The sequence below is a fragment of the Lacisediminihabitans sp. FW035 genome (assembly GCF_054880895.1).
In genome coordinates this window covers 2,712,570-2,737,612 of the sequence record NZ_CM142187.1, presented here as the reverse complement: position 1 = coordinate 2,737,612, position 25,043 = coordinate 2,712,570, and the positions used below count along the sequence as shown (strand labels likewise).

The following is a 25,043-nucleotide window of genomic DNA, read 5'->3' as shown; positions in this document are numbered from 1 at the left end:
AAGAGCATGACATGACCAGCACTATGAACCGCGAGTTCGTCTCGAGACGAAACCGACCGACAGTGCCGGGCTGGCCCGAGATGCTGGCCGGAGCGCTCACGTACGGGGCGTCCTACCTCCTGGTCGCCGTGCTCTTGCCCCTCATCGAAGACGAGGGAGTAGCGGGGGTGGCGGGGTTTGTCGTTTCCGGTCTCATGGGGATCATCGCGCTGGCGGTGGCGGCTGTGATTCGAATCCGTGGTCTGTCGGCCTTCGGATTTCGCCGGACCAAAGTGCGGTACCTGGTCCTGGGTGCGGCCTTCGGGCTGGTCGCATTTGTTCTCGGCACGGTCATCGCCGTCGTCTACGCGATGCTGATCGGCGAACCGGAAAACGTCCAGGGCTCCTACCAGGCCGCGGCGGCCGGCGGAGTGCTGTCACTCGTCGTCACACTGGTGGCGGGATCGCTCATCACACCACTGGGGGAGGAGTCGCTGTTCCGGGGAGTCTTCGCCAACGGTTTAATGGCGCGCTTTGGCCCCTTGGTCGGAATTATCGCCAGCGCGGCGATCTTCGCGCTCGCCCACGGAATCAATCCAGTGTTTCCTATCGCGTTCGTAGTGGGCATCCTCGCCGCGGTGTTGTTTCGATGGTCGGGCTCGATCTGGCCCGGGATCATGCTCCACGGCGTGAACAACGCGACCGTTGCGCTCGTCCCCGTAATTATCGCTGCCGGCGCAGCGAAGTGATTCCGATGAACAGATCTCAGAGGCCTGATCCCGACCCGCCAGCCATCAGCCCGTCGTCGATCGATCTGCCCCCCACTCGATCCCTGGACATCACCGGCTGGCTGGACCTGCGATCGTGACGAGCAACGCACGGCCTAACGGCCGGCCCCGTCGGGCGCTCGTGATTGGTCTCACGGGTGCTCTAGTCACGGCGGTGATCGCGGCCGGGCTGACGGCGGCACCGAAGCAATAATGGCGATCAACTGCGTCGACGAGGACAAGCAGTCCTCGAAAGACCTCGCACAGCTGCGATCGGATACCTACAAGCAGCCACCGTTTATGGATCCGGGCACCGCCGTCACCAAAGCAGCCCGCGACAAGTGCGCCGATTGGCCCTCGACTGGCGAGCTGGGTTCCCCGTATGCGCAAGACATCGACGGGCTTCCCCCAACACTGGTCGTGTCGATCACGGGCGACCCGACCACCCCGCACTCGGGAGGTATCAGCCTCGCAAAATCCCTGGGAAGCACCCTACTGACGGTCACGGGCGAAGGCCACACCGTCGTCTCGGGCGGCGCGAACGCATGCGTCGACGAGATCGCCGCGGCGTATCTCGTCGACCTCGAGCTGCCACAGGGCAAGCTGGCCTGCACGGTGTGAGGCGCTGCGATATCCGAGCCCACAGGGGCATGGTCTTAGACGGAGGTGACTTCCGCTGCCGGTACCGGTAGGAGAGAACGGACGAGAGATGCCCTGGAGCACTCGAGAGGTCGCCGAGCTCGCTGGCACGACCGTGAACACCGTGCGCCATTGCCACCGCTCGGGACTGCTCGACGAGCCGGACCGGACGTCGAACAGGTACAAGAAGTACGGCGTGCGGCACCTCGTGCGATTGCTGCAGGTGCGGCGCTTACGCGACCTGGGCGTGCCGCTCGCACGCATCGAAACTGTGGGTTTCGGAGAGGAGTCCCCGGAGGCCGCGCTTCTCGCGATCGATGCGGACCTCACCGAGAGCATCGAGCGATTTACGCGAGCACGCACAGAGGTTCGGGCGACCATCGAGGGATCGTCGGCGACGGATGTGCCTTCGGGCTTCGAGGAAGCGGCATCCAGTCTGTCTGTGTCGAATCGTTCGCTCGTGCTCGTCTACTCACAGCTCTATGACGAGAGGGCGATGACAGGCCTCAAGACCATGATAGAGTCCGGCCCCGACAGCGTGGATGTTGCATTCGACACCCTTGGCGCGGATGCGGACGAGGCGACGAGACAGCTGCTTGCCGAATCGCTCGCGCCGAAGTTCGCGAAACATATAGCCGACTTCCCGTGGGTGACGGAGCTGGTCGGTCATCTCTCGAAGGGGCGACGGGTGGTCAAGGAGACAGTCGTCGAGACGCTCATCGAGCTGCATAACGCGGCACAGCTGGACGTGCTGGGACGGGCGACTCTCATCGCGCAGTCTCTGAGCGCGGATGTGTGACAGGCATGTCGGGGGCACTGGCGAAGTGCCGTGCGAAATGACCTTCGATCGCAAGGTGGAGGCGGATCTGGTTGTCGGGGTTGTCGAATCTATGGCCCTCGTCGGTGGCGATCACGTACTCCACCGGGATCCCGCGCTCGCGGAGCGGCATGACGATGTTGTCGGATTCGGCCTGGACCACCCGGGCATCGTTGGCGCCCTGAGCGACCAGTAACGGGGTGGTGATCCGGTCGATCATGGAGATCGGCGATCGCGCCACCATGTCCGCCGCGGCAGCCGGGTTATTGGGGGCGCCCACGTACCGGAACCGACTGTTCACGTTGTAGGGGCGGAGGAACGGGGGCAGTGTGCGTAGGAGGTTCTCTAGGTCGGATACCCCGACGTAGTCCACGCGGCGGCGAAGTAGTCGGGTGCGAGGGCGACGCCGATGAGTGCGGCGTAGCCACCGTAGGAGCCTCCCATGATGCCGATGCGTCCGCGGGTCGGCATGACCGTGCGCGATCGCCCAGTCGACGGCGTCGATCAGGTCGGTGTGCATTGCGCGGGCGAACTCACCGATAGCGGCGACGGTGTGCCGGTTGCCGTATCCTGTGGAGCCGCGGAAGTTGACCTCGAGCACGGCGTACCCACGATTGGCCAGCAGCTGTACCTGCGGGTTGTAGCCCCAGGTGTCGTGCATCCAGGGTCCCCCGTGCACGAGCAGCACGAGGGGCGGCGCATCCTTTCCGGTGCCGACGGGGAGAGTGAGAAACCCGTGCAACGGAAGGCCGTCACGGGCGGTCAGGGCGATCGGTATCATCGGGGCGAGGTCGGCCGGATCGAGGTCCGGGTGCGGGCGGAATAGCAGTCGGCTCTGCCCGGTGGCGTGGTCGTAGAACCAGGTCGCAGGCGGGTCGCGGTCGTGGACGAAGGTGGCGACCCAGCGCTGCTCGGAGAGATCGGACGAGAGCGTGCCGAGCACGCCGTCGGAAAGCTTCCCGAGGTTCGCATAGACCTCCCTGAAGCCCTCATCCAGAATCTCGATGCGGGGTCGGTCACCCACGAATCGTGCCGCGATGACCTCGCCGGTGCGTCGGCTGGTGAGCACCGTCGGCGGCAGAACTCCCGGCGCGATCGTGCCGAGGATGTCGAGACTGTGGCCCTCGACCGCCGCGATCACCGTCTCTTCGCCGGTTTGGCGGTCGATTCGCATGAGCCGCAGGTCGTCCGAGTCCGTGTAGACGCCGATCAGAAGCCCTCGATCGTCGGGGGTCACCAGTTGCGGCTGAATGCCAACGGGTTACCCTCCGCCGCCGAGCCGTCGGAGCAGCCGGCGTTCTCCATGCTCACTGTCGATCCCGAAGACCTCGAGCGTGCCGTCCTCGGCCATCCGGGTCGTGAACGCAGGCGCTCCGCTGCCATCCAGCAGCACGATCTCTGCCGGGTCGACTTGCTCGTAATGCAGCGTCGTCTCGCCGGTGGCGACATCGATGCGGAACAGGTCGATTGCCATCGGCCGTTTGTTCATCGCCACGAGCACGCTGCCAGGTCGCGAGGGCAGCGGATCGGTTCCGAAGACCAAAGATCCCGGCGGCAGCGGCGTCAGATCGATCGCAGGCCGCTCTGGTGCGGCAAGATCGACCCGGAACAGGTGCCAGTCCTCATTACCGTCGGTGTCCTGCAGGTAGAGCAGCCATCTCGAGTCGTCGGTCCAGGAGTAGCTGCTGATGCCCCGCCGGGAGTCATGGGTGACGAGCACGGCCGTGGCATGGTCTTCGTCCGCACCGCGCAACCAGACATTCCGCCGACCCAACGCCGACGCCAGGTAGGCGATCCGCAATCCATCCGGCGAGATCGTGGGCATCGCGAATGCCGGATCGGCGAAGAACTCGTCCACGCCGATGTGTCGGGTCACGGATCTGTCATCAGCGGTCTTAGTGCTTCTCCTTGATCGAAAGGCTCCTCGACGTGCACAGCACTTCGGGCTGCGGGGCCGCTCAGTCCGGGCGCGCGAGCGTGGCCAGCGTGGTCGCGAACGCCGTACTGAGCACCTGGGCGACGAGCGTGGCGACAATAACGTCTGACGCGGCCTTCGCCCCCCACTCGCCGCGTTCGAACTCCTTTCCCCTGGTGTAGATGTCACCCGACCAGGGAATGTCGGCATGCATCGCAGGGAGATTCTTGCTCGCGGAGAGCAGGGCGATGACTGCGGCCGTGCGGCTATCGGGTGCGGTGCCGTCTGCAAGCGCCGCCCGCACCGGGCCGAGCAGGCGCTCCCGGGTACCGGTGTCGCCTCCCTCGAGCGCGTGAGTCGGAATGATCCCGAGAAAGCGGCGCGGAACCCGGAGAACCTCGCCCCTCTCGACGAGCCGGTTCAGGGTGCTCTCCCTCGACCGAGTGCCGATATCGACGACCAGCGGTCTGATTCCTATCCCGGTTGTCGGGATGCGCTCCCACGCTCCTCGCAAAAGCAGATCTGCGGGTGGGTCACCGACAGCCCGAGCCCTGCGCTGACCGTCGTCGAGTTCGATGTGCCCGCGGATGGCGAGCTCGGCGAGCAGGGCGCCGCCGAGGGTGTACATCAGTGGCAGTCCCTCACCGGCAATGGTTCCATCGCGAGGATTGAAGAGGAGGAGCATGACGACCTCTGGGAGGGTCGCCTGCGCACGCGAAGTGGCCGGCGGGCCATCCGACGATGGCAGGGTTGCGTCAGACATTTCGATCCTCGGTTGCGTCGTGTGCCGGCCGTCGTCCGGTGCAGGTCATCGTGCCCTCCACTTTCTGTAGGGAACTCAGTCAAGACCATGTCCTAGGGACAGGGTCAAGTTCACTTCGTCGTTTCGCGGCCGACCGGGCCGGGAACAGTGCGCCCTGCCGCGATGACGCCGATTGTCATCGACACCGCGCTAACGCGATCCCCTCACCCCGGCCAAGAGAATTCCGCGAGCAGAACCCTTCTGTGTCGTTGGTAGCGGCGGTTGGAGCCAACCGCCGATATCGCCTGCCGCTAAACCATCTGTTCATAGGTAGCTGCCTATGGGTAGTAGGCTATCCATATGACCACCACACCGCTCTCGCCAAGGGCCGTCATCGCGGATGCCTCTGAACTCGCGGACCTCGATGGATTCGACGCCGTCACCCTGTCGGCAGTGGCCCGCCGACTCGGAGTGCGAGCTCCCAGCCTGTACTCCCACGTGCGAGACCTCGCAGACCTGCGCGATGGCATCACCGCGCTCGCCCTCGGCGAGTTGTCCGACCTCGTCGCGGTCGCGATCGCCGGACGGTCGGGTCGAGAAGCGCTTCGCGGATTTGCCGACGCGCACCGGACATACGCGACCCGGTCACCCGGGCGGTGGCAGTCACTGCAGCGGCGGGCGGGACCGGCCGCTGTCCAGTCGCCCGCAGCTCGACGTCTGGTCAACCTGACGGACGCCGTGCTGATCGGATACTCACTCTCGACCGTCGACCGGGTGCACGCGACCCGGATGATCGGAAGTACGATCAACGGCTTCCTCGCTCTCGAACGGGTCGGCAGCTTCGATCACCGCGCTCCCGATCCGCAGAACACCTGGTCTCTCACGCTCGATGCGCTCGACCGGATGCTCTCGACCTGGCCACCAATCCCTTCCACCGAGCTATCAGACCACGGAGCACAATCATGATCATCACTCCCATCGCGACCGACCTCCTCCGCGGTGCCCAGGAGACCGAGAGCACGTCCCGGGGCCTGCGCCCGCACCGCCTGCCTGCGTGGGTGCGATCGCAGTTTCCCGATCCCCAGCTGATGATGATGGAGGCCCAGCCCTCCGGCGTGCGCCTCTCCTTCTCCACCTCAGCGCGGTCCATCGAACTGCTCACCCACCCCACGCGTCTCGCCTATCGCGGCGCGGATCGGCCGCGCGGCCGTGTCGATCTGATCATCGATGGCGAGTTCGTCGCCAGCGACACTCTTGCCGACGGGGACTTCTACGAAACCGACCTCCAGACCGGCCTGACCGAATTCCATGCCGGCACCTCGCACCTGTCCACATTCAGCGACCTGGGACCGGGGGAGAAGGTGATCGAGCTCTGGCTGCCTCACAACGAGTCGGTGGAGCTGACCGAGATCCGCACCGATTCCCCGATCGCTGCAGTCCCACCGGCTGGCCGAGTCTGGATCCATCACGGAAGCTCCATCAGCCACGGTTCGAACGCGCTCACCCCGACCGGCACCTGGCCGGCCGTGGCCGCCCGCCGAGGCGGCCTCGATCTGCACAGCCTCGGCTTCGGCGGCAGTGCTCTCGTGGATCCGTTCATCGCCCGGGTGATCCGGGACACCCCGGCCGACCTCATCAGCGTCAAGCTCGGAATCAACATCGTCAACCTCGACTCGATGCGACTGCGGACCTTCGTGCCGGCGGTCCACGGATTCCTCGACACGATTCGGGAAGGACATCCGACCACCCTGCTGATGGTCATCTCGCCCATCTTCTGCGGCATCCACGAGAGCACCCCCGGGCCGGGCGCGGTGGATCCGGACTCGATCGGCACGGGTGCTGTGCGATTCATCGCGACCGGCGAGAGCGGGGACGAGCGGTTCGGTCGCCTGAATCTCCGAGTGATCCGAGAGGCCCTCGCGTCGATCGTGGAGAGTCGCTCGCACGACCCGAACCTGCATTACCTGGATGGGACCCGCCTCTACGACTCGGAGGATGCCGTCACCCATCCGCTCCCGGACGCCCTGCACCCCGACGCGGCGACGCATCGGCTCATCGGCGAACGGTTCGCCGACTATGCCTTCGCCTCAGCCGGCCCGTTCGCCGCTCGCTGAACCGAATGGGTTGGCCACGCATTTGGGAGGATCTCGACGTGGTCAGAGTATTTCGTTGGCTTACGTATATGCGGACATCGCTAGGGGTAGCGTCACTTCCCTCGAACTTGACGGACGAATATGCCCATAGAGGCATCGTTGGCCTCTGACGAGGTCCCGGCGCGTCCTGCTCGGCGCCGAAGTCGGACCGCCTTTCAAAATTCCTCATCGCTCGTTGCTACGGATGGCGCGGCCCGGCATTGCCGAGGAGACGAGTTCCGAATGGCGGACAACGAAAGTGCCGGCTACCATCACATGCACGATGCCCGTCGACGCGCTGGTCTGCGTGAAATCAGCGCGATCGGAGACGATGGCCGGGTCGAAGATTGTAAGGTCAGCGTCCGCTCCGACCTGTACTCGACCCTTACTCTGCATCGCTGGCGCAGCATCCCGAAGGATCGTCGCTGGAATGAGCGTGCACCGGCGAATCGCTTCTGTTAGGGAGAAGACTCCCAATTCGCGAACCAGCCAACCGAATGTTCGCGCGAAGCAGCCGGCGCTGCGCGGATGGCTGAACGCCTCGACAGGGAGCGGCCAGTCGTCGTGGAGGGGGCGACCGTTGGCCACAAGCGGCATTGCATCGGATGCGATCGCACCGCCGGGCAGCGTGAGCCCACGCAACAGTTTGGCAAGATCTCCGGGATCGTCGGCATCGAGCAGATCCACAACACACAGGCCGCGGGGATCTATCTCCCGCAGCCGCGTCAGACGTTCGAGATCGGCCACTCTTTCCCCGGTGGGCATGTAGCGGACTGCCCGCGCCCCAATCCCCAAGCGGTGAAGTTTGTCGGGCTCGAAGAACGCCGCGCCGATGGCGGTTGATGCTCGCCCGTACGGATAGGCCTCCGTCGTCACAGTGTTTCCGGCCGATTGGGCCTTCTCCAAAGCACCGGAGATGACGTCGATTCTGCGCAGCGAGGTGCTGTTGACATGGCAGAGGTGCATCGCAGCGCCGGTTCCGGCCGCTGAGGAGATGATTTCCAGCGCACCATCGAGGGATGAGCCCGGTTCCACTTCCGACATCTGTCGCGAATGTGTGAAGGTCGGAACGCCAAGTCGCTGCGCCAATTGCGCTGTGCGGAAATACTCGTCCCGTCCGCTGTCGGGGGCGTAGCCGAGCAGCACGCCCACGCCGAGTCCGCCTTCGCTCACCCCCTGCTCGACCAGCGCCAGAATCTGCGCCACCTCGTAGTCGCTGGCGAGGGAGTTGAAGCGCTCGCCGGATTGATGGCGCTCAAAGACATGAACGGCATTCGGGAGCGGGTCCACATCTCGATTGTCTGGCAGATTCACCCGGTCGAGTACCGCCATTCTGGCAAGGGCCCAGGAGGCGGAGAATCCGAAATTGATGGGGCGACCTTCCGTTTCAGCCCGGTCGTAGTAGAGGCCTACAGGCAGCGCGCCACCTTCGAGGTCCAGTGCCGTGGTGACGCCGTCCTGGGCCTGAAGTCGAAGGCCGAGGGGAGATTGTGCGTGCGAGTGCAGATCGATGAATCCGGGGGCAACCACCAGTCCGCTGACATCGACTACCTCATCCGCGCCGGCGCGATCGGGCCCGATATAGGTGATGACGCCGTTGCGGATACCCACGTTTCGAATGCGGTCGAGTCCGGTCTCGGGGTCGATCACGCGTCCACCGATGAACAGCACATCACACAGAGTTACTGGGGAACGGTCGGTTCGATCGAACATTATGCCTTTCGCTGCGGCTGGCCGATCGGTCTCACGATAGAGCCGCTGTAGCCGCCAAATCGTGTTATAGCGGACAGAAATGCGCGGAATGACCAGTGCAACTGCACTATCCGGGGCGGATTAGATACTCTTCCGAGAGTCATCGCGCCACGGTATGTCGGATCGAACAACTTGGTGTCGATCCCACTGTGTAATTGGACAAAAGTTCCGCTGAGCCCGTCACCTAGCGTGGGTCCATGGACGCGATCTCCGACGTAGCCGAGTTCTTGGAAAGAGAGTTGGCCAACCTCTCCGAGCGACGGGGTGTGCCTGGTGCGGCAGTCGCAGTGCTCGTCGGGGATGACATCGTCGACCGTGCTGCGGGTGTGCTCAGTCGCAGCAACGGCATCGCAGCGACGCCCGATTCGGTGTTCCAGATCGGGTCGATCACGAAGATCTGGACAACCACTCTGGTGATGCAACTAGTGGACGACGGCCTCCTCGACCTCGATTCGCCGATAGTGAACTACCTGCCGGGCTTCTCGACCAGCGACCCGACCGCCACCGCGGTGATAACCGCGCGCATGCTGCTCAGCCACACAGCAGGTTTCGAAGGCGACCTGTTCCTCGATACCGGCAACGGCCCGGACGCGGTGCAGAAATTCGTTTCGGCGATCGTGCCCGTTCGTCAGCTGTTCCCACCTGGCGAGCTGTTTTCGTACAACAATACGGGCTTCTCGCTCCTGGGTGCCGTGATCGAGCATCTGCGAGCAGCCGACTACGAAAAGGTCCTAGTCGATCGGATTGTGACACCGCTCGGGTTGACCCATGTGGCGCCCAGCGCCTACGAGGCCGTGCTGCACGGCGCGGCCGTCGGTCATATCACCGACCCTGAAGGCAGCCAGATCAGCGCGTCCACTTGGGCGCTCGCGCGGTCCAACGAACCTGCCGGCGCAATGCTCGCCATGAGACCACGTGATCTCGTCGCGTTCGCGAGGATGCATATCCACGGGGGTGTCAGCCCAGACGGCGCCCGCTTGGTGTCGCCGGCGAGCGTCGCGGCCATGCGAACTCCACAGGTCGAGCTGCCCGAGATCGGCCTGAATGCGGACCAGTGGGGGTTGGGCTGGCAATTGACAGACACTTCGGCCGGCCAGATGATCTCCCACGATGGGGGAACCATCGGACAGTCGGCTTTTCTCCGGGTCCTCCCGGAGAGCAACATAGCGGTTGCCTTGCTGACCAACGGGGGAGACTCGATCGGCCTCTTCGGCGACGTCGTGGGTACGGTGCTGCGCGAGCTCGCCGGCGTCGAACTTCCGCCCCGACCGACGCCCCCATCGGATGCAGAAATCGTGGACGCATCCGCGTATGTCGGCCGCTATCGCGACACGATCTACGACATCACGATCAGCCAGACAGAAGACGGCCGCCTCTGGCTGGAACGAGTGCCGAAGGACATCCTCGCCGAGATCGGAGAGCAACCGCTGCGAAGCGAGCTGGCCCACCTCGACGGAGCGACGTTCATCCAAATTGACGGATCGCTGGGCGTTCATCCGGTCTATGCCTTCGTCGGTGATGACGCGGCGGGCCACGCCAAGTACATCCACTACGGCCGGGTCATCGCCTACGCCGGTCCCTGACTTCGTTTGGCCGCTCGCGTGCCACCCACAAAAACCGCACCACCGATGATCGCCCTCGCTCAATCACACGAAAGGATTCGCCATGAAGTCCACCACGAAAGCGGCAGCTGTATTGCTCGCCGCAACGCTCACTGTTTCAACCCTGGCAGGATGCTCCGCCGGCGGTCCAGGAGGGAACTCTGGGGACGCCTCGTCGTATGTCGCCGGCGGCGCGTTCACCATGGCCCTCGCGGCGGACCCGGGAAGCCTCGATCCGCAGGCGTCGGCGGTTAGCGCACTGTTCCAGCTGAGCAAGTTCGCCTACGACTCTCTGGTGAGCATCGACGGCAAAGGCAAAGTCGGTGCGCAGCTGGCTACCGAATGGAGGTTGGACGGCACCAAGGCCACCCTCACGATGAAAAAAGGCGTCACTTGTGCGGACGGTTCGACTTTCACAGCGAAGACAGCGGCGGACAACATCAACTGGGTGGAGGACCCCGAGAACAAGAGCCCCTTTCTCGGCGTGTACGTCCCAACGGGCCTGACGGCCACCTCGACGGCCGACGCCCTCGTGCTCACGCTCGCCGCACCGGCACCCTTCCTGTTCCAAAGCCTCGCGAGCCTGCCTATGGTCTGCGCCTCGGGCCTTGAAAACCGCGCGTCGCTCGCTTCCAAGACGGATGGCACGGGGCCCTACACACTGGCCCAGGCCGTACCGAACGATCACTACACCTACAAGATCCGCAAGGACTACACCTGGGGTCCCGGCGGCGAAGGAACGAAAACTAAGGGCCTGCCCGCAACCCTGACGGCCAGGATCGTAACCAACGAGACGACCGCGGCGAATCTTCTCCTCTCGGGGAGCCTAAACGCAGCTCAAATCATCGGACCGGATGCACAGCGCCTCGACGCGGCCAAGCTCTTCACGCAGGACAATCCCGCGCTCATCGGTGAGGCGTGGTACAACCAGAACGCCGGGCATCCCGCGGCCGATCCGGCGGTACGAGCTGCACTTACCCAAGCTCTCGACCTCAACCAGCTTCGAAAAGTGCTGACCTCCGGCAAGGGCCTGAAAGCGACAGGATTGGCGGTCGTCCCTCCCGCGAGCTGCACGATCGACTCGGTCTCCTCCGCGCTGCCAAAACACGATGTATCCGCCGCGAAGTCCGCACTTGACGCAGCGGGCTGGGTCGCGGGATCCGATGGGATCCGCGCCAAGGACGGCAAGAAGCTCGACCTGAACTTCGTCTACGACAGCGTGCTCGGTTCCGGCGGAACTGCCGCGGCCGAACTCGCCGTGAAGCAGTGGAAGGCGATCGGCGTCAAGACCGACGCCACGCAGCTGTCGTCAGCCGAGGTCTCCGACAAACTCTTCACCACCGGAGACTGGGATATCGCTTGGGAGCAGCTGAACGTGAGCAGCCCCGACCAACTGGTCGGTTTCCTTTCCGGGCCGGCGGCACCCAACGGCACCAATTTCGCCGGCATCGACAATGCCACATACACGGCCGGGGTCACCAAGGCGACGAGCACCGTCGGCTCCGACGGCTGCCAGATCTGGGCCGACGCGGAGTCCGCCCTTGTCAAAAGCGCCGACGTGGTGCCCTTCGCCAACAACGTGGTGAAGACCTTCGGCAAGGGTGCGAAGTTTACCCAGGTCGGCGAGATCGATCCTCTGTCGATCCGAATGCTCGGCTGAGCACGGCCATTCGCGTCGGTGTGAGCGGCGCGGTCCGAAACCGATAGAGAGGAAGACTGTGACGATATCAACAAGTGCCCCCGCGACGACGGAGGTGATCGCCCGCCGGATAGCGAACAACCGGTGGGTGCGATTCGCCTTCCGTCGCGCTGGGCGCTTGCTGGTGTCGTTGTGGATCCTGGTCACCGCGTCGTTCCTGATGATCCATTTGATCCCTGGCGACCCGATCCGAGCCGCCATGGGACCGAATGCGACGGTCGCCATCGTCAATGCGCGCCGCGCGGCACTCGGGCTGGACGATCCGCTCTGGCTGCAATACGTGCACTATCTGCAGGGCGTGCTGAGCGGCGACCTCGGGCTCTCGATCGGATCCCAGATTCCCGTCACGCAGATCATCGCCCAGCGCCTGCCCGCCACCGCCGAGCTCGCCATCGCGGCCTTCCTGATGGCGGTCGTGATCGCGGTCCCGCTGGGGGTCGGTGTCGCCGTCATCACTCGCCGCGGGCGTCGGCGGGGCGCCGAACTCGGTTTCTCCGCGGTATCGATCTTCATCTCGACGATCCCTGACTTCCTCCTCGGAGTGGCGCTTGTCTTCGTCTTCGGAGTGCAGCTGGCATGGTTGCCGGTCGCGGGCCGGACGGACCTCTCGTCATTCATCCTGCCCGTGATAGCGCTCGCCCTCGGTTCGTCGGCCGTGCTCGCGCGCATCGTTCGGGTCGAGATGTTGGGCGTGCTCGAAGCCGACTACGTGAGAACGGCGAGAGCGAAACGGCTGCCCCTGTGGCGCATCTATTTGGTGCACGCGCTCCCCAATGCGGTGACGGCGTCCCTCACCCTCGGGGGACTCCTGTTGTCGGCCCTGGTCGCGGGCACAGTGCTGGTCGAGAGCGTCTTCGCCTGGCCGGGCATCGGATCGACGATCGTCCAGTCGATTCAAACCAAGGACTATCCACTTGTCCAGGGAACGGTGCTCGTATACGGGGTCGGTGTACTGCTCGTCAACACCCTCGTCGATATCGCCTTAGCCCTCCTCGATCCACGGTCGACGGTGAGTGACGGATGATGTGCAGAAATCCCTTCCTGAGAGTGCTGCGCACGCCGCTCGGTGCGACTGCGGGATTACTGATCACGACAGTGCTGCTCACCGCGATCCTCGCCCCGGTGCTGTGGGGCACCAATGCCGACGTCATCGACACGAATAACCTGCTCGCCGGCCCGTCCGCCGCCCACCCTATCGGAACCGACAATCTCGGCCGCGACCTCTTGTTCCGTGTACTGGTAGCCAGTCGCTTGTCAATCGAGCTCGCGCTCGTTGCCACTCTGATCTCGGTCAGTATCGGCCTGGTCCTCGGAGCAGCGCCGATACTGCTCGGTCGTGCTCTCGGAAAGGCCGTCACCTGGTTCGTTGGCATTGCAGTGGCGTTCCCGGGCCTGCTGCTCGCACTCTTCTTCGCGGTCATCTTCGGCGTGGGCGAGCTAGGCGCGGTCCTCGCCATCGGCTTCGCCGGGGCCCCCAGCTTCGCCCGGTTGTGCCAGACCCTGATCGGTGGCGTCGCGGGCCGTGACTACGTTGCAGCCGCACAGGTCGGCGGAATCGGCCGCGTCCGCGTTCTCGTGCGTCACATCCTCCCCAACATCGCCGAGCCGCTGGTGATCAACGCGACGATCGGCGCAGGCGGTGCACTCCTCGCCTTCGCCGGGCTCTCGTTCCTGGGTCTCGGCGTGCAAGCGCCGGCCTACGACTGGGGCCGTCTGATGATGGACGGACTCAGCGGCATCTACGTGCACCCGCTCGCCGCCCTTGGTCCCGGCGCTGCGGTGGTTATCGCTGGTCTCGCGTTCAATCTCGTCGGCGAAGCCACGGCCAAAGCGCTGGGAGTGCAACACATCGGACCGCTCTCCAGCCTGTCGCTCCGGGCCCGGGCGGCATTGCCGCGGCCGGCACTGCCGGAACCACGGAACCAGACGCGCCCGCACGGCGACGAAATGGTGCTCGAAGTCGAAGAGCTGCGGGTCACATTCCCGGGGCCTACGGGTCTAGTACGGGCCGTGCGCGGAGTGACCTTCGCGCTCAGTCGGGGCGAGGCGGTGGGGGTTGTCGGCGAATCCGGCTCCGGTAAGTCTCTCACCGCACTCGCGATCGCCCAGTTGGTCGAGGAGCCGGGCCGAGTGCGGGCCACGGCTCTCAACTTCCTCGGTAAAGGCGTGCTTGACGGCGGCGCAGTGACACACCGAAGGCTGCTGGGCACTTCGTTCTCTTTGGTTTTCCAGGACCCGATGTCGTCGTTCAACCCGACCCAGCGAATTGGTCGACAACTCGCGGAAGTCGCTCGATTCCACCAGGGGATGACCCGTCGGGCCTCGCTTACCCGGGCAATCGACCGGCTCCACGCGGTGCGGATCGTCGATCCCGAGCGCAGGGCACACCAGTACCCTCATGAATTCTCCGGGGGAATGCTCCAACGGGCGATGATCGGGATGGGACTCATGGGCTCCCCGAAGCTCATCATCGCTGACGAGCCGACGACGGCGTTGGATGTCACAGTGCAGCGGCAGGTGCTCGATCTGCTGCAATCGATCCAGAAGTCTGACGATGTCGCGCTACTCCTGATCAGTCACGATGTGTCGGTTGTCGCCGAGATCTGCGACCGGGTCCTGGTGATGTACGCCGGTCGGATCATCGAAGACCTTCCCGCTGCCGACCTGACCTCGGGAGCACGGCACCCATACACTCGTGCTCTGGTCGCGGCCGTGCCGGACATGCAATCGGATGTCTCCCAACCGCTCACCACCGTACCCGGGCGTCCGGTGGATCCGGCCAACGTGCCCAGCGGGTGTGCCTATGCGGCGCGGTGCCCTCTCGCCGACGCTCACTGCCGAGCTGTGGATCCTGACCTGGTCGAGGACGCCTCGGGACGCCGAGTGGCTTGCTGGCATCCCGGCGACCCGATCCCGCTCTCCGTTGTCCGAACCAGCCAGATCGGTGGGAAGCGATGAGCGCGCTGTCATTCGACGATGTCACTGTGAAGTTCGGAAGCGGCCGCCGCCTGACGACGGCGGTGAACGGAGCGAGCCTCACGATCCCCGACGGCCAGATCGTCGGCCTGGTGGGAGAGTCGGGGTCGGGGAAATCGACTCTAGCCCGCGCCGCCGTCGGTCTCGTGCCCCTGCACTCCGGACGAATACTCCTCGACGGACAGCCGGTGCCCCATCGTGGCTCGCGAAGGCCCTTGCAGATGGTGTTTCAGGATCCGTATTCCTCGCTCGACCCGCGCATGACGATCGGTGACTCGATCGTGGAACTCGCCCCGCGAGGACTCTCCCGCTCCGAACGACGCGCCGAGGTTTCACGGTTGCTCGAACTGGTGCACCTGGAACCGAACCGGGCCGCTGCCTATCCCGCGCAGCTGTCGGGCGGCCAGCGACAGCGAGTGGCGATCGCCCGCGCACTCGCCGGACGTCCCGAAGTCGTGATCGCCGACGAAATCACCTCCGCCCTGGATGTGTCCATCCAGGCAGCGGTACTGAACCTAGTGCGGGAACTTCAACTCGAACTCGGCCTCTCAATGCTGTTCATCTCCCACAACCTGGCCGTGGTGCGCTACGTGGCCAGCCATGTCGCGGTGATGCTTCATGGCGAGATCGTCGAACAGGGTCCCACCGCGCAAGTGCTCGAGAATCCGCAGCACCCGTACACCCGCGAACTTCTCACTGCCGTTACCAGCAGGCGTCCATCCGCGACAAAGGAGCAACCATGACTAGAAGACTGCGCATCGATGACCTCTACTCACTCGCGATTCCCTCACAGCCGGCGTTCTCCCCTCAAGCCGACCGCCTCGCGTACGCGGTGCGGCGAAACGACGCGGACAGTGATGCGGGAAGCAGCGCTCTCTGGATACGGGATCGAAGCGGCGAGCCTCGACAGCTCACCCATGGCACGACCGATGTGTCACCCGCGTGGTCTCCGGATGGGGCGACGCTCGCCTTCCAACGGGAGGGTCAGGTCTGGCTGCTCCCTGTCGATGGGGGAGAGCCGCACCAGGTGACGAGTCTGCCACTCGGCGCTGGCGCTCCGGCGTGGAGTCCCGACGGATCGACGGTCCTCTTCATCGCACCGGTCGATCCCATCGGCGCGGGGGAAACAGCCCCGATCGTCACCGACGGAATCGAATATCAGATCGACGGAATGGGTTTCGTGCGCGATACCCGCATGCAACTCCACGTTGCAGACATTACTTCTCGAGTGGTTCGCCAGCTCACCGACGGTGATGAGCACGTTTCGGCTGCAGCGTGGTCCCCGGACGGTGAGTCGATCGCCTTCACCGCTCGACTAACAAGCGACGACGATCTCACCCCCAGGTCGGCGGTCCATCTGATCTCGGTCCAAAACACCAAGGCATCGTCTCGACCCGTGGCCTTCCAGGAGGGTTATGCGGCCACGGTCGGGTTTGCTCCCGACGGACGCCTGATCGTAGTCGGTTACGAGGGGATCTTGGTCGGCCATGCCGGACTATTCATCGTTGACCTCCACTCCGGCTCGGTTCTCCGACTTGGCGCATCGCTCGATCGCAACGTCATGGCCGGGGCACCCGCCTATCCGGGTGCGGTTCCGGCAGTGACCCCAAACGGTGACGTGCTCTTCGCTGTTCGTGACCGCGGCTGCACCCATCTCTATGCTGTGCCCCTCGACGGTGGAGAGCCACGGCTGATCCACGGGGGCGAAGGCCACGTGGTCGGTGGATTGTCGGTCGCCGGCAGCGCAGTGGCCATTGCCCTGGCCACGCCGACATCCTTCGGAGAAATCATCACCATCGACCCGGAGACAGGCGTCGAATCACAGGTCACGGGACACGGCGCCGAACTGGGCGAGGTCGAACTGTTTGCGCGCGAGCCGCGAGGGTTCAACATCAGCGACGGTCTCACCGTACAGGGCTGGATCATCCGCGACCCCGACTTGACGGAAGCCGGCCCGTTGCTTGTCGACGTTCACGGGGGACCGCACAACGCCTGGAATGCGGCGGCCGACGAGATGCACTTTTATCAGCAGGAGCTCGTTGCGCGCGGGTGGACCGTGTTGCTTGTCAATCCACGCGGGAGCGACGGGTACGGCGAGTCCTTCTATACGGCCGTCTTCGGTGCCTGGGGGGAAGCGGATGCGAAGGACTTCCTCGAACCGGTCGACCAGCTGATAGCGGAAGGAGTAGCCGACGCGAGCCGGCTTGCCATCACGGGCTACAGCTATGGCGGATTCATGACCTGCTATCTCACCAGCACGGACACGCGGTTCGCGGCGGCGGTGACCGGAGGCGTGGTGGCCGACCTGGTGAGCATGGGCGGCACAAGCGACGACGCCCACTTTGTCAACGACCTCGAACTCGGCGCCATGCCGTGGCGCTCGAGGGACAGGAAGCGGCTTGCAGAGTTGTCGCCGTACACCCGAGTCGATCAGGTCCAGACACCCACGCTGGTGCTGCAGGGCGGAGCGGATGTGCGCTGCCCGATCGGCCAGGCGCAGCAGTGGCACTACGCTCTCCGCGAGCAGGGCATCCCCACGAGCCTCGTCGTCTATCCGGGTGAGAGTCACATCTTTCCCCTGCTCGGGAGACCGAGTAGTCGAGTGGACTACTCGAGCCGCGTCGTGGACTGGGTGGAGCGATTCGCCGGTGACAGCTCGGGTCCGCGTCCGGCGAGGCTCGACGCTGCACATTGGGAACGCCGTCTCGCGTCCCTCGCACAGAAGCACGGCGTCCCCGGGGCGCAGCTAGGCATCCTTCGGATAGCGGGGCAGGGAGACGAGTCTTCCTTGGATAACCGGCCGGACGATTTCATTGATGCTGCAGCCGGAGTGCTCAATGCGAACACCGGTCAACCCGTCACGGTGGACTCCCTGTTCCAAATCGGGTCCATTTCAAAGGTGTGGACAGCGACCGTGATCATGCAGCTAATTGAGGAGGGCAAGCTCTCGCTCGAGACCAAGGTCCGCGACGTGATACCGGAGCTAAGACTCGCCTCCGACGAGCTCACTGCCGAGCTGAACATCTGGCACCTGCTCACGCACACGAGCGGAATCGACGGCGATGTGTTTACCGATACCGGCCGCGGAGATGACGCCCTCGACAAGTACGTTCGCGCTCTCGTGGATGCCGCGCCGATGTACCCGCTGGGGGCTACTTTCTCGTATTGCAATTCTGGTTACAGCATTCTCGGCCTCGTCATCGAGAAGCTCACCGGGCTCGTCTGGGACGCCGCCCTGCGCGAAAGACTATTTACTCCCCTCGGCCTGAAGAGCACGGTCACGCTGCCGGAAGAAGCCTTGCTCTTCGCGTCGGCAGCCGGGCACATCGAGGGCGGTGATTCCCCGGTGGTCACGCCGCAGTGGATGCTGCCCCGCTCGCTCGGTCCGGCCGGACTCATCGTGTCCACGGTGCACGACCTGCTCCAGTTCGCCCGCATGCACCTGAGGAACGGAAAAGGCCCCGACGGGCTGTCCGTTCTCTCCGCGGCGATGGCGCAGCAGATGACCGAGTTTCAGACAGACCTTCCCGACAAGTATCTGCTCGGTGACTCGTGGGGACTCGGATGGATCCGATTCGATTGGCACGGCCATCGCCTGATCGGTCATGACGGTAACACCATCGGCCAGGCGGCGTTCCTCCGCGTGCTTCCCGAGGCCGGGCTTTCCGTGGCCCTTCTCACCAACGGAGGCAGCGCGCACGATCTCTACGAAGAGCTCTACGGCGAGATCTTCCTTGACCTCGTTGGGGTGCCGCTCCAACCGTCGCTCGCGGTTCCGGAGATGGCCGTGACCGTAGACATCGCACCGCATGTCGGCGTATACGAGCGTGCGTCGGTGAGGATGGAAATCCTCACAGACGAGCGAGGACCGGTCATGCGCACGACGATCCTCGGGCCGTTAGCGGCGCTCGAGGCGGATCCAACGGAGGACCTGGTGATGACCTCGGTTTTGCCTGGACTGTTTGCGGTGCGCCCAGAGGGCATGGACTCCTGGATTCCGGTGACCTTCTACGAGTTGCCCGGCGGAGAACAGTACGTTCACTACGGCGCTCGAGCGACCCCGAAACGGAAGGACTGACATGCCCGGCGCTAGCTCGCTACTCGATGACATTCGAACCCTGGTCGAGACCGAGTCGCCGTCGGACGACCTCGCCGCAGTGGCCGCCTCCGCTGCGGCAGTTGCGGACGTGGGCACCCGGCTCCTCGAGTCGCCGCCGGAGTCGATCGTCATCGATGGACGCACCCACCTGCGCTGGGCCTTCGGAGATGCGTCACGGGTGTTGGTGCTCTGTCACCACGACACGGTCTGGCCCGTGGGCTCGATCGAGAATCATCCATTCACCGAGCGCGATGGGGTGTTGCGGGGTCCCGGCGTCTTTGACATGAAGGCCGGGCTGGTGGTGGCGCTTCATGCGGTCGCGTCTCTCTCGCCCAGTGAGCGCATGGGGGTGACTATTCTCGTGACCGGCGATGAAGAGATCGGATCACCCAGTTCGCGGGAGCTGATCGAAGGGGAGGCCCGGGGGGCGGCGGCGGCGCTCGTGCTCGAGGCCAGCGCCGACGGCGGAGCGCTCAAGATCGAGCGCAAGGGTGTTTCGCGCTACGAGGTGAGAGTGACCGGCAGGGCGGCTCATGCCGGACTCGAGCCCGAGCGCGGCGTGAACGCGAGCCTCGAGATTGCCGCACAGATCATCGCTGTCGCGAAGCTGGCTGACCTCGCGCTGGGTACGACTGTTACGCCCACGGTGGTGTGGAGTGGCACGACGACGAATACGGTCCCCGGCTCCGGCACGTTTGCCGTCGACGTGCGGGCGAGAAGCCGGGCGGAACAAGATCGAGTAGAGCGGGAATTCCGGAATCTGCGACCGACTCTGTCCGGCGCGGTCATAGCAGTCGACGGCGGACCTAACCGGCCTCCGCTCGAGCGTGAAATGGCGCTCCCACTGTTCGAGCGGGCACAACTCGTCGCTACCGCACTTGGGATGTCCCCCCTCACCAGCGCCGCGGTAGGCGGCGGTAGTGATGGGAACTTCACTGCCGGCGTCGGCACTCCGACTCTCGATGGACTTGGGGCTGTGGGCGGGGGAGCGCACGCGGACAACGAGCATGTGCTGGTCGAGTACCTGAATCCACAGGTTAGATTCCTGACCGCATTGATCTCCGACCTGTTGGCCAGCGAGCAACTGTGACCATCACCCACCTGGCTGTCCCGACCGATCCTGACGTCGTCAGGGCGGCTTCCGCAGCAGTCGGCGCGGCCGGAAGAGCCGAAGTCGTGCTCCGCTACCTTGCCGGTCGGGACGAGTTGGAGGCGGCGGTCGCTCTTACCAGCGACATCTGGCGCCGTGTCGGCGGTGAAATGGTGACAACCGAGCTTCTGCGCGCTTTCGTCAAATCCGGCAACTATGTCGGTGGCGCCTACGACGGCGACGAACTCGTCGGCGTGGGCATCGCGTTCCACTCGAGTCCTGCTCAGCGCACAGTGCACAGCCACATCGTGGCGGTGACTCCCGCGATGAAGGGCCGTTCCGTGGGGTTTGCGCTGAAGGTTCATCAGCGGGCTTGGGCGCTCAGCCAGGGCATTTCGGTGATCGAATGGACATTCGACCCGTTGGTGGCCCGAAACGCCTACTTCAACATCGGCAAGCTTGCGGCATTCCCTGTCGACTACCTCACCAACTTTTACGGGACGATGCCTGACGCCATCAATGGTCAGGACGAGACCGATCGCCTCCTGACGAGGTGGATGTTGCTCGATCCCCAGGTTGTGGTCGCGGTCGAGTCTGGGCGCGCCGTTCCCGCGGACTCGACCTTGCGTGGTCGAACTGTGGTGCCAGTGCCCGCTGACATCGAGGCAATGCGGCGGGCGGACCCCGCGGCGGCACGACGCTGGCGAACGCGGGTGCGGGATCGATTGGATACTGCGCTGAAGGAGGGTGGCAAGATCGTGGGATTTGACCGTTTTCAGGGCTACATCGTGCAGACGCATGAGCAAAACGCTCCACTAGAGAGGGAAGACACGTGAAAATCGAAGGATTCGACCTGTATCGGGTTCGGATGCCCCTCGTGTCGCCGTTCCGCACGTCTTTTGGAACGCAGACCGAACGAGACATCCTGCTGGTGCGCGCGGTGACCGATGAAGGATACGGCTGGGCCGAATGTGTTGCGCTGGCGGATCCGATGTATTCGTCCGAGTACGTCGACGGAGCTATGGACGTGATGAGGCGATTCTTCATTCCCGCCCTCGGTCACGCCGAGGTTCGGGATACCCCCGCTGTCGGGGAGGCGCTATCGATGTTCACCGGGCACCGGATGGCCAAAGCGGCCCTCGAGACAGCAGTCCTCGATGCCGAACTGCGGGCCACCGAACGAAGCTTCGCCCGCGAACTAGGGTCTGTGCACGATCGCGTCCCGTGCGGGGTGTCCGTGGGAATCTTCGATCAGATTCCACAGATGCTCGACGCGGTAGAGGGCTATGTCGAGGCGGGGTACGTGCGCATCAAGCTCAAGATCGAGCCCGGGTGGGACATCGAGCCGGTCCGGGCGGTGCGGGAGCGTTTCGGCAACGACCTCCTGTTACAGGTCGACGCGAACACCGCCTACACGATGCGGGACGCTCGCCACCTCGCCAGGCTCGACGAATTCGACCTACTCCTGATCGAGCAACCGCTGGAGGAGGACGACCTGCTTGGTCACGCGGAGCTGGCAAGAATGCTCACAACCCCGATCTGTCTCGATGAATCCATCACGTCGGCGCAAACCGCTGCCGCAGCGATTCGACTCGGTGCAACCCAGGTGATCAACATCAAGCCCGGCCGTGTTGGCGGCTACCTCGAAGCCAAACGTATTCATGACATCGCTGCGGCCAATGGAATCGCGGTCTGGTGCGGCGGCATGCTCGAGACGGGAATCGGGCGAGCCGCCAACATAGCGCTCGCGTCGCTGCCCGGGTTCACCTTGCCCGGGGATGTATCGGGATCCGACCGTTTCTACCATCAAGACATCACGTCACCGTTCGTGATGAAAGACGGCCACTTGGACGTGCCGACGGGGCCGGGTCTCGGCGTTGAGCCAATCGCCGAAGTGCTCGTCGAGGTGACCACGGCCCGAGAGTGGATCGGGGTCTGAAGCTAGGCTGCTCACCGTGACCCACAGAGAGCGCGCCAACCTTGGTCGAATCCTTGAGGACCTCGGTCACACCCTGCTGGACCTCGTGTCCGGCAACGCGGAACGCGTCGACGAAATCGGCGGTGTCCTTATCTACGATCCGGTGGACGAGCAGATCTTCCCCGAGCATGCGATAGTGCTGGGCGTGGGGGTGGCCGACTCCACCCAGTTGCTCTCCCTTATCGCCGATGTCCGCAGCCGCGATGCTGTCGCGGTGATCGTGCGTGCCCCCGTTACCCTGACCGATCCCGAACGCGCGACAGTGAGGGAGTCTGGCGTCGCAGTTCTGGCACTGACCCGGGGTGCAACGTGGACACAGCTAGCCACATTGCTTCGCTCGCTTCTAGCCGAAGGGGACATCGGCGTCGCCGAGCCCGAATCACTCGGAGGCTTACCCTCAGGCGATCTCTTCGCGGTGGCTAACGCGGTGGCAGCACTCCTTAACGCCCCGGTGACGATCGAGGATCGTTCCTCTCGTGTGCTGGCGTTCTCGGGCCGCCAAGACGAGGCGGATGCATCGCGCGTCGAGACGATCATCGGTCGGCAGGTGCCCGAGCGCTACGCGCAGATGCTCACCGAACGAGGTGTGTTCAGGGAGTTGTACCGCTCCGAGCACCCGGTGGTGGTGAATCCGACGGAGGTCGACTATGAGGGTCTGACCACGCAACGAGTCGCCATTGCGGTGCGCGCGGGCGACGAGATCCTCGGGTCGGTGTGGGTAGCAGTAGACGGCGAACTGACGAAGCAGTGGACCTCGATGCTGCGGGACTCAGCAAAGTTGGTGGCGCTTCACCTCCTCAGGGTGCGGGCCGGAGCAGACTCGCACCGTCGATTGAGTGCGGATCTGGTCGCGACCGCGCTCGAAGGAGGCTCCGGAGCACGGGGCGCCCTTGGCCGGCTCGGTCTGGGTGGTCGCCGACTCATTGTTGTCGGCGCTTCTCTGATTGACGCCGACCAACTGGGCGGCTCGCTTCGCGCGGACCAGTCGCTGGTAGCGGAGCGGCAGAGATTCGCTGATGCCTTCGCCGTTCAACTATCGGCGATCAACCCGGGAGCGGCCGTTGCGCTCCTCGGCGACACCGTCTACGGGCTCTTCCCGACCGCCGAGGCAGGGGCAGAAGGGGAGCAATGGGCCACCCGCGTCGCGGAGGACTTTCTTAGTCGAGTCGGCACGAGGATGCCCGCCGTCATCGCGATCGGACCTGCCGCGGGTGATATCGCCGGAATCGCCCTCTCCCATTCCGCGGTCGACCGAGTCTTGAGAGTGCTCAGGGATGGAAAGGTGACGCGCCGTGTTGCGAGGCTGGAAGAGGTCCAGACTGAATCCCTGCTGCTGGAACTTCGCGATCTGGTCGCCGTACGAGCCGACCGTCCGGTGGGTCCTCTCGCTCGATTGATCGAGTATGACGACCGCAACAATTCCAACCTCGTTGAGACGCTTGAAGCGTGGCTGGACAGCTTCGGTGACGTGAGCGCCGCCTCTGCGCGGCTGTACGTGCATCCCAACACTTTTCGTTATCGACTTCGTCGACTCGCGGAGGTCAGCGGCCTGGACCTGGGCAATCCGGATGAACGTTTCTCGGCGATGCTTCAATTGCGCATTCTCGCCCAACGCTAGGAGGTTCCTCGTGCTGAGAGGGGTGGGCGGCGGTCCGAGTCGGAACGCATTTCGCTCGCCTTCTAATTCCTACCTGCTGAGGAATACCACGATCAGAGTCACCACCGCCAGGCCAAGGAAGACGACGGCTCCACGCAAGTCGGGGTCACTCGCACGCCGATGCGAGATGATCGCGCCGACGAAGTAGGCGATTACTCCGATCGTTGCCGCGATCGCGAGCTCGGGGAACCAGATCCCCGCGACAAGGCCAACGGTTGCTATGACCTCGATCACCCAGAGAACCCTCATCTACGGTTGTGTGACATGAACCGCTTCCATCATGGCCACGACCCTCGGGGCGTGAATGAGTTTTATCACTCCGGAACCGAGCATGATCAGGGCGAGGAGAAGGGATAGGACGAGGGCGATGGTGTGCACGAGTGTTCCTCCTTGTTGGTCGATCTGATCGGTTCGCGGCACAGAAAGGGCGCGTCTCCGCGGGCGAACCGGTAGACGGATGCGCGGACGGCGTAGCGGGGAGCCCGCCAGGTTCCACGTCATCGACGCTACGAATCCGATAGGTACCCCTTGGTACCCTTCAACGCATCAGCCTCACCGCCGGAACCGTGTTCCTTGCTGACTGCTCGGCCCGGTTAGCGATCGAGATCATCGCCAACAAGTGGTAGGTCGTTACGCTGTTCGCTCTGGGCGACGGGCCCAAGCGTGATGGTGAACTCGTGATTCTCATCGGCGGAGTCTCCCGAAGGTGCTCACCCAGACTCTCGGTCGCCTGCAGAGCAATAGCATCACCGAGCGTCGAACCTTCGCCGAAGCGCCCCGAGGGTCCATTACAGCCTGACCACACTGGGCGGAACGCTTCACGAGCCGATCAGGATTCTGACCGACTGGGCAAGATCCCACGAAGAAGCCATCCTCGACCACCAAAAAAGCAGCGAGGAGTCGGCTGCGGTCTGTCGGTGTTCCTTCTGTGGCGCTGGCAAATACCGTCACGATCCCTCTTAGGAAACTCTGGGCCGCGGGACTTGTCGGAGCGACAGCGCTGATTCTCGTGCTGGCTCTTACCGCCTTCGAGTGCGAATTATTGGCCTCGGTTGCGGCAGTCACCCTGTATTGCGGAGTGCCGCACGTTTACGGGGAGACCGGGTCAGTCCTATTGTTCATGACCATCACCATCGCACTTTCCGCAACAGTGGGTAGCTCGGCGGCGCTCCGCTTTGACGTCAAGAGCCGCAGACCCGC

20 protein-coding genes are annotated in these 25,043 nt (G+C 64.3%); 15 read left to right on the top strand and 5 right to left on the bottom strand.

Annotation, left to right across the window (positions count from 1 at the left end; translation table 11 throughout):
• The first annotated feature begins 11 nt into the window (after positions 1–11).
• The 3 genes from ACVXZ4_RS13100 to ACVXZ4_RS13090 all read left to right on the top strand — a co-directional run bounded on the left by ACVXZ4_RS13100 (position 12) and on the right by ACVXZ4_RS13090 (position 2,184).
• Positions 12–728 (top strand): lysostaphin resistance A-like protein, encoded by a 717-nt coding sequence (locus ACVXZ4_RS13100; protein ID WP_461795273.1) that lies wholly within the window; start codon positions 12–14, stop codon positions 726–728.
• Positions 729–959: 231 nt separating this feature from the next.
• Complete coding sequence (locus ACVXZ4_RS13095) at positions 960–1,367, top strand: alpha/beta hydrolase (protein WP_461795272.1); 408 nt, start codon at positions 960–962, stop codon at positions 1,365–1,367.
• Positions 1,368–1,455: 88 nt separating this feature from the next.
• Positions 1,456–2,184 (top strand): MerR family transcriptional regulator, encoded by a 729-nt coding sequence (locus ACVXZ4_RS13090; protein ID WP_461795271.1) that lies wholly within the window; start codon positions 1,456–1,458, stop codon positions 2,182–2,184.
• On the opposite strand, the gene ACVXZ4_RS13085 is transcribed toward ACVXZ4_RS13090, so the two are convergent.
• The 3 genes from ACVXZ4_RS13085 to ACVXZ4_RS13075 all read right to left on the bottom strand — a co-directional run bounded on the left by ACVXZ4_RS13085 (position 2,153) and on the right by ACVXZ4_RS13075 (position 4,880).
• Positions 2,153–3,439 carry an alpha/beta hydrolase family protein gene (locus ACVXZ4_RS13085; RefSeq protein WP_461795270.1) on the bottom strand — a complete coding sequence of 429 codons (1,287 nt, stop codon included), beginning with the start codon at positions 3,437–3,439 and terminating at the stop codon, positions 2,153–2,155. The two genes, ACVXZ4_RS13090 and ACVXZ4_RS13085, sit on opposite strands and share 32 nt — an antisense overlap.
• 24 nt (positions 3,440–3,463) lie before the next feature.
• Positions 3,464–4,078, bottom strand: coding sequence for a TolB family protein (locus ACVXZ4_RS13080; protein ID WP_461795269.1), 615 nt, complete (start codon positions 4,076–4,078; stop codon positions 3,464–3,466).
• 82 nt (positions 4,079–4,160) lie between these two features.
• A complete protein-coding gene (locus ACVXZ4_RS13075) occupies positions 4,161–4,880 on the bottom strand; it encodes a GOLPH3/VPS74 family protein (RefSeq protein ID WP_461795268.1) in 720 nt (239 codons plus the stop codon).
• Between the two features lie 339 nt (positions 4,881–5,219).
• Between ACVXZ4_RS13075 and ACVXZ4_RS13070 the strand changes: the two genes are divergently transcribed.
• On the top strand, positions 5,220–5,825 hold the full coding sequence (locus ACVXZ4_RS13070; protein ID WP_461795267.1) for a TetR/AcrR family transcriptional regulator: 606 nt from the start codon (positions 5,220–5,222) through the stop codon (positions 5,823–5,825).
• Complete coding sequence (locus tag ACVXZ4_RS13065; RefSeq protein ID WP_461795266.1) at positions 5,822–6,973, top strand: GDSL-type esterase/lipase family protein; 1,152 nt, start codon at positions 5,822–5,824, stop codon at positions 6,971–6,973. The genes ACVXZ4_RS13070 and ACVXZ4_RS13065 overlap by 4 nt, the downstream gene beginning before the upstream one ends.
• 204 nt (positions 6,974–7,177) lie before the next feature.
• On the opposite strand, the gene ACVXZ4_RS13060 is transcribed toward ACVXZ4_RS13065, so the two are convergent.
• Positions 7,178–8,704 carry an amidohydrolase family protein gene (locus ACVXZ4_RS13060; RefSeq protein ID WP_461795265.1) on the bottom strand — a complete coding sequence of 509 codons (1,527 nt, stop codon included), beginning with the start codon at positions 8,702–8,704 and terminating at the stop codon, positions 7,178–7,180.
• 236 nt (positions 8,705–8,940) lie between these two features.
• Between ACVXZ4_RS13060 and ACVXZ4_RS13055 the strand changes: the two genes are divergently transcribed.
• The 10 genes from ACVXZ4_RS13055 (at position 8,941) to ACVXZ4_RS13010 (ending at position 23,804) form a co-directional block, all read left to right on the top strand.
• Positions 8,941–10,326 carry a serine hydrolase gene (locus tag ACVXZ4_RS13055; RefSeq protein WP_461795264.1) on the top strand — a complete coding sequence of 462 codons (1,386 nt, stop codon included), beginning with the start codon at positions 8,941–8,943 and terminating at the stop codon, positions 10,324–10,326.
• A gap of 313 nt (positions 10,327–10,639) precedes the next feature.
• Positions 10,640–12,004: an ABC transporter substrate-binding protein gene (locus ACVXZ4_RS13050; RefSeq protein WP_461795263.1), complete on the top strand. Its 1,365-nt coding sequence runs from the start codon at positions 10,640–10,642 to the stop codon at positions 12,002–12,004.
• 58 nt (positions 12,005–12,062) lie between these two features.
• Complete coding sequence (locus tag ACVXZ4_RS13045; protein ID WP_461795262.1) at positions 12,063–13,067, top strand: ABC transporter permease; 1,005 nt, start codon at positions 12,063–12,065, stop codon at positions 13,065–13,067.
• A complete protein-coding gene (locus tag ACVXZ4_RS13040; RefSeq protein WP_461795261.1) occupies positions 13,064–15,001 on the top strand; it encodes a dipeptide/oligopeptide/nickel ABC transporter permease/ATP-binding protein in 1,938 nt (645 codons plus the stop codon). Before ACVXZ4_RS13045 ends, ACVXZ4_RS13040 begins: the two co-directional genes overlap by 4 nt.
• A complete protein-coding gene (locus ACVXZ4_RS13035; RefSeq protein WP_461795260.1) occupies positions 14,998–15,762 on the top strand; it encodes an ABC transporter ATP-binding protein in 765 nt (254 codons plus the stop codon). The genes ACVXZ4_RS13040 and ACVXZ4_RS13035 overlap by 4 nt, the downstream gene beginning before the upstream one ends.
• Entirely contained in the window at positions 15,759–19,097 is a 3,339-nt protein-coding gene (locus tag ACVXZ4_RS13030) for a serine hydrolase (RefSeq protein WP_461795259.1), read from the top strand. Before ACVXZ4_RS13035 ends, ACVXZ4_RS13030 begins: the two co-directional genes overlap by 4 nt.
• Before the next feature lies 1 nt (position 19,098).
• Entirely contained in the window at positions 19,099–20,208 is a 1,110-nt protein-coding gene (locus ACVXZ4_RS13025) for a M20/M25/M40 family metallo-hydrolase (protein WP_461795258.1), read from the top strand.
• Positions 20,205–21,044 (top strand): GNAT family N-acetyltransferase, encoded by an 840-nt coding sequence (locus ACVXZ4_RS13020; protein ID WP_461795257.1) that lies wholly within the window; start codon positions 20,205–20,207, stop codon positions 21,042–21,044. The genes ACVXZ4_RS13025 and ACVXZ4_RS13020 overlap by 4 nt, the downstream gene beginning before the upstream one ends.
• Positions 21,041–22,147, top strand: a complete 1,107-nt coding sequence (gene menC / locus ACVXZ4_RS13015) for an o-succinylbenzoate synthase (protein WP_461795256.1) — start codon at positions 21,041–21,043, stop codon at positions 22,145–22,147. The genes ACVXZ4_RS13020 and menC overlap by 4 nt, the downstream gene beginning before the upstream one ends.
• A 16-nt stretch (positions 22,148–22,163) precedes the next feature.
• The gene (locus ACVXZ4_RS13010) at positions 22,164–23,804 is read left to right on the top strand and encodes a PucR family transcriptional regulator (protein WP_461795255.1); all 1,641 of its coding nucleotides are present in this window, start codon (positions 22,164–22,166) and stop codon (positions 23,802–23,804) included.
• Positions 23,805–23,873: 69 nt separating this feature from the next.
• Here the strand turns inward: ACVXZ4_RS13010 and ACVXZ4_RS13005 are convergent, their stop codons facing one another.
• Positions 23,874–24,092, bottom strand: coding sequence for a DoxX family protein (locus ACVXZ4_RS13005; RefSeq protein ID WP_461795254.1), 219 nt, complete (start codon positions 24,090–24,092; stop codon positions 23,874–23,876).
• Between the last annotated feature and the right edge of the window lie 951 nt (positions 24,093–25,043).

Coding starts and splice junctions, on each gene's coding strand:
- ACVXZ4_RS13100 (WP_461795273.1), top strand. CDS start 12: ATGACCAGCACTATGAACCGCGAGTTCGTCTCGAGACGAAACCGACCG.
- ACVXZ4_RS13095 (WP_461795272.1), top strand. CDS start 960: ATGGCGATCAACTGCGTCGACGAGGACAAGCAGTCCTCGAAAGACCTC.
- ACVXZ4_RS13090 (WP_461795271.1), top strand. CDS start 1,456: ATGCCCTGGAGCACTCGAGAGGTCGCCGAGCTCGCTGGCACGACCGTG.
- ACVXZ4_RS13075 (WP_461795268.1), bottom strand. CDS start 4,880: ATGTCTGACGCAACCCTGCCATCGTCGGATGGCCCGCCGGCCACTTCG.
- ACVXZ4_RS13070 (WP_461795267.1), top strand. CDS start 5,220: ATGACCACCACACCGCTCTCGCCAAGGGCCGTCATCGCGGATGCCTCT.
- ACVXZ4_RS13065 (WP_461795266.1), top strand. CDS start 5,822: ATGATCATCACTCCCATCGCGACCGACCTCCTCCGCGGTGCCCAGGAG.
- ACVXZ4_RS13060 (WP_461795265.1), bottom strand. CDS start 8,704: ATGTTCGATCGAACCGACCGTTCCCCAGTAACTCTGTGTGATGTGCTG.
- ACVXZ4_RS13055 (WP_461795264.1), top strand. CDS start 8,941: ATGGACGCGATCTCCGACGTAGCCGAGTTCTTGGAAAGAGAGTTGGCC.
- ACVXZ4_RS13040 (WP_461795261.1), top strand. CDS start 13,064: ATGATGTGCAGAAATCCCTTCCTGAGAGTGCTGCGCACGCCGCTCGGT.
- ACVXZ4_RS13035 (WP_461795260.1), top strand. CDS start 14,998: ATGAGCGCGCTGTCATTCGACGATGTCACTGTGAAGTTCGGAAGCGGC.
- ACVXZ4_RS13030 (WP_461795259.1), top strand. CDS start 15,759: ATGACTAGAAGACTGCGCATCGATGACCTCTACTCACTCGCGATTCCC.
- ACVXZ4_RS13025 (WP_461795258.1), top strand. CDS start 19,099: ATGCCCGGCGCTAGCTCGCTACTCGATGACATTCGAACCCTGGTCGAG.
- ACVXZ4_RS13005 (WP_461795254.1), bottom strand. CDS start 24,092: ATGAGGGTTCTCTGGGTGATCGAGGTCATAGCAACCGTTGGCCTTGTC.